This window comes from Mycobacterium sp., assembly GCF_035633495.1.
GTDB lineage: Bacteria > Actinomycetota > Actinomycetes > Mycobacteriales > Mycobacteriaceae > Mycobacterium.
The window spans coordinates 1-3,347 of the sequence record NZ_DASQEU010000092.1 but is presented as its reverse complement, the minus strand read 5'-3'; the positions used below and the strand labels follow the sequence as shown (position 1 = coordinate 3,347).

6 protein-coding genes and 2 pseudogenes are annotated in these 3,347 nt (G+C 63.4%); 5 read left to right on the top strand and 3 right to left on the bottom strand.

Features of this window, described 5'->3' with window-relative positions:
* The 5 genes and pseudogenes from VET27_RS14105 to VET27_RS14085 all read left to right on the top strand — a co-directional run.
* Positions 1-221, top strand: a pseudogene (locus VET27_RS14105) (hypothetical protein); the annotation flags it as partial.
* Between the two features lie 194 nt (positions 222-415).
* The gene (locus VET27_RS14100; protein ID WP_526519094.1) at positions 416-796 is read left to right on the top strand and encodes a hypothetical protein; all 381 of its coding nucleotides are present in this window, start codon (positions 416-418) and stop codon (positions 794-796) included.
* A complete protein-coding gene (locus VET27_RS14095; protein WP_526519092.1) occupies positions 793-1,233 on the top strand; it encodes a lipoprotein LpqH in 441 nt (146 codons plus the stop codon). Before VET27_RS14100 ends, VET27_RS14095 begins: the two co-directional genes overlap by 4 nt.
* Positions 1,234-1,377: 144 nt before the next feature.
* Entirely contained in the window at positions 1,378-1,503 is a 126-nt protein-coding gene (locus VET27_RS14090) for a hypothetical protein (RefSeq protein WP_526519090.1), read from the top strand.
* Positions 1,485-1,763, top strand: a complete 279-nt coding sequence (locus tag VET27_RS14085) for a lipoprotein LpqH (protein WP_526519088.1) — start codon at positions 1,485-1,487, stop codon at positions 1,761-1,763. The genes VET27_RS14090 and VET27_RS14085 overlap by 19 nt, the downstream gene beginning before the upstream one ends.
* 300 nt (positions 1,764-2,063) lie before the next feature.
* On the opposite strand, the gene VET27_RS14080 is transcribed toward VET27_RS14085, so the two are convergent.
* The 3 genes and pseudogenes from VET27_RS14080 to VET27_RS14070 form a co-directional block, all read right to left on the bottom strand.
* Positions 2,064-2,375: a type II toxin-antitoxin system PemK/MazF family toxin gene (locus VET27_RS14080; protein WP_526519086.1), complete on the bottom strand. Its 312-nt coding sequence runs from the start codon at positions 2,373-2,375 to the stop codon at positions 2,064-2,066.
* Positions 2,365-2,598, bottom strand: coding sequence for a hypothetical protein (locus VET27_RS14075; RefSeq protein ID WP_526519084.1), 234 nt, complete (start codon positions 2,596-2,598; stop codon positions 2,365-2,367). The genes VET27_RS14080 and VET27_RS14075 overlap by 11 nt, the downstream gene beginning before the upstream one ends.
* Before the next feature lie 234 nt (positions 2,599-2,832).
* Positions 2,833-3,195, bottom strand: a pseudogene (locus VET27_RS14070) (GNAT family N-acetyltransferase); the annotation flags it as partial.
* Positions 3,196-3,347 lie beyond the last annotated feature (152 nt).

Here is a 3,347-nt window from a genome sequence, read left to right as displayed (position 1 = left end):
GCCCCGTCTCCCACGCCTTCCCGGTTGTTTCCAACAATGGTGTTGCCAGGGGTCACGAAATGGAGCGGCGGGGAAGCCTGAGCAGCAGCGCAACGCCGCTGGACATCGTGGCGGCGATGTTAGTTCTGGAACGGCTCCCGGTGCCAGTACTGGCCGTCGGGCACGACGGCACCATTCTGATCGCGAACGGAGCATTTGCTGCGTTGGTCGACCATCCTTGAGATGCTTTGCCATCGCTGTATTTTCCGCAGATCTTTCACTGGCTGACCGCAGACGAATCAGCAGTTTCCATCGTTGCCGATCACGCGGGGTCGGTCGTGGAACTGGCTCACGCCGCTGTCTGTCTACGCCGTTGACAGGAGGTTCGCAAAGGCCTGTACTTGAAGATCTATCCGCACGCCGTGGAGGTGTCGAAATGTTGGTCATCATTGGCTTGATGGTCCTGTTGGCCGCCGCGGTCGTCGGCGTCACCGGGGTGCTGACGAATGCGGGGGCCGGCGATTCCGACGTCGATAGCGCGGACCTGGAAGCGTTCATCACCGTCACCGGCACCACCGAGCCGCTGGCGCTACACGCCACCGTGAGGGTGCTCGACGACGGCGCGGTCCGGGTGGGCACCGACACCACCATCGACCACGACGCACTCGGTCTGCACTGGAACGAGTTCTTCATGCTCAGCCGCAAGACCACGATCGCCGCCGACACCGTCTTCCAGCGCAGCACCGCTGCATCCGAAACCGATGGGTCTGCCGACATCCAGGCCAGCCTCCCGCCCGAGACCGATCACGCATCGTGAAACGTCGATTTGCGGTCGCCGCGGCGCTCGCGGCCGCAGGAATAGCCGGATGTTCGTCGTCGCCACCGCCGGCCCCGCCGGCCGTGCCGGGAACAATGCCCGCCGGCACCGCACAGTTGATGATTGACGGCCACGACACCGGCAACACGCACGCAGTCTCATGCCTACCGCTGGGATGGTTGACGATCCTCACCATCGGCAGCGACACCAGCGGAGTCACCGCGTACGTGTCCAACGAGCACAGTCTTGTCGCCAAGTCGGTCAGTATCCACGATCTTGGCGGATTCACCGGGAGCTACCAACAGGGCCTCGGCGGTAACTCCGCGGTCCGCATGACCGGCAGAACCTACGACATCACCGGTGTCGCCCACGGGTTCACCGCCGACCGCCCCAGCGCCCGAACGACGGGGACCTTCGCCATCACGGTGGCCTGCTAACGCCCCACGGCGTGCCCGCCTCGCCACGTCACCCGCGCCCCGAAAGTCGATGCCACCCGAGATTCTACGCAACGAGAGGCAGGCACCCGTGCCGAACCGATTCGACGGCGCGGCCGCGTCCACCATCCTGGCCAGTCTCGCGGGGTGCTCCTCGTCACCGCCGACCCACCGCCACCGCCGGGTGCGCTGCCCCCCTTGACCGCACAGGTCAGCATCGATGGCAAGGACATGGGATTGACGCACGCCGTCAATTGCAACCAGACCGGCTGACATGGACCATCGACACCAGCGACCAGACCGCCGGAATCATCGCGGTCATCGAAACCGGTGCGGCGGCGACCGCGAAGTCAGTGCGGATCCGCCACCCTTACGGCTTCACCGGCAGCTACTGGCTAGGCAACCACGGCAACACCGACGCCAGCAGGACCGTCAGCACCTGGACGATCAGCGGCACCATCGACAGATTCAACATCGACACCCCTGCAGTGGAACACGCCACGCGACACTTCACGCTCAAAGCGAACTGCTGACCCCTCAACCACGGCCGTCGGGTCCGTCACTGGACCCGTTGTCAAGCACCGGTCATCAAGTCTCAGATGAGAGTTGGCGCAAATCGCAATGCACTTGGCGGTATGTGACGACGCGCAGCCTTGGCGATTAAACCGCCAACTGTAGTGCGACGAGACGACGACGTATCGTCTCAAACTAGCTGGCGCTCAACCAGAAGCATCCGCCAAATAGAATTGCGACCGGACACGGCTGTAGCCGCCCTCTCCTACCGCAAGGTGTGCACCCAGCGGTTTTGTTGAAGCCGTTGTGACATTGTCGTTCTACAGGTCAAGCACAATCCGGAGAGCCGCGTCTACTCGGCTCATCTCTTCAAGACTGAGATAACCCACGCTGTTGCCGAGTCGGGCTGGATCGACCGCCGCGGTTTGTTCGGCTAGCACCCGCGTGACGCGGCGATCGATCTCGACTTCGGGCCGAAAGCTTGCGGCCCGGGCTGACGTGGATGTCGGCGCTACTAGCAATGTCGATAATGGCAGCTGGTCGGATTGGACCACGACGGCGTATCGCGCGCCGGACTGCTCGTGGCCGCGGCTGCGACGAGGAGCATGGAGCCGAAAGACTTCACCACGCACGCAGCGTGTCCATGTCGCGAAGCACCTGCATGGCTTCGGCGCGGTCTGCCTCGTCCGCAGCGAGTTCCTCCGCCTCGGTGTGGATCGCCGCGGCAGCCTTTCGGCGCGCGGCCGCGATGAGGGCCGCCCGAACCGCCGCAGATACTGGCGTCCCGTCTTTGGTCAAGACAGCAAGCGCCTTGGATGCATCCTCATCGGGTCGGAACGTGATCGTGTCAGCCACCGGGCCAGTGTACTACAAATTGTAAGACGACCGGCCTCGGCATCTCATTCGAGGAAATCGCCACCCAAGCCGCCGCTTCGAAGATCAACCGGCCAAGCAACCAACGACTTCAAGGCTGCCACAGCAAACTCCACTCCCTACCCACTCGGAGCTTACGTCCCTGCTCTTTGCTGCTGAGGGATCACGCACGCCGAGCTATCCGAGCAGCGACAGCGACCCAAGTGCCGACGCCAATTACGGCCGAATACGGCGGAATCGAATATGGCGGGTTGCCAGTAAACTGCTCCGTTCACTCACTCCTGCAACGGATTTGAATCCTCTTCTTATTGGCAGCTTCTCCGGCGGGGCGGTGTGGCGGAGACGGTGGGTCAGCCGTGCGGCTCCCCCGGCGGGGGATTGTCTAGGACCGGGTGACGCGCTCAATTCGTGATCGCCAAAGACGGCGGCGTAGAGCAGAGAGTCGCGCCAAGCACCTTGTGTGAGCAGGTGGCTTCGGATTCGGCCCTCGTACTGCATGCCGGCTTTCTGCAGCACGCTGGGTGAGGCGTGGTTGTCCGGGTGACAGTTTGCGCTGATGCGGTGTAGTTGCAGAGAGTCGAAGCTGAAGTGCGGTGGCCGCCGCGAAGGGTCTGCGCGGCACCGAACCGGTTCAGGCGTTCATGGCCCACTATCCGGGTACCCTGGCATCGGGGGAACCCGGGATCCCGGGCTGGGTGGGGGTAACGCATTTCTTCAACTTCTTCCTGATG

Bases quoted from the DNA above. Each gene is read 5' to 3' on its own strand.
- VET27_RS14100 (WP_526519094.1), top strand. From the start codon at position 416: ATGTTGGTCATCATTGGCTTGATGGTCCTGTTGGCCGCCGCGGTCGTC.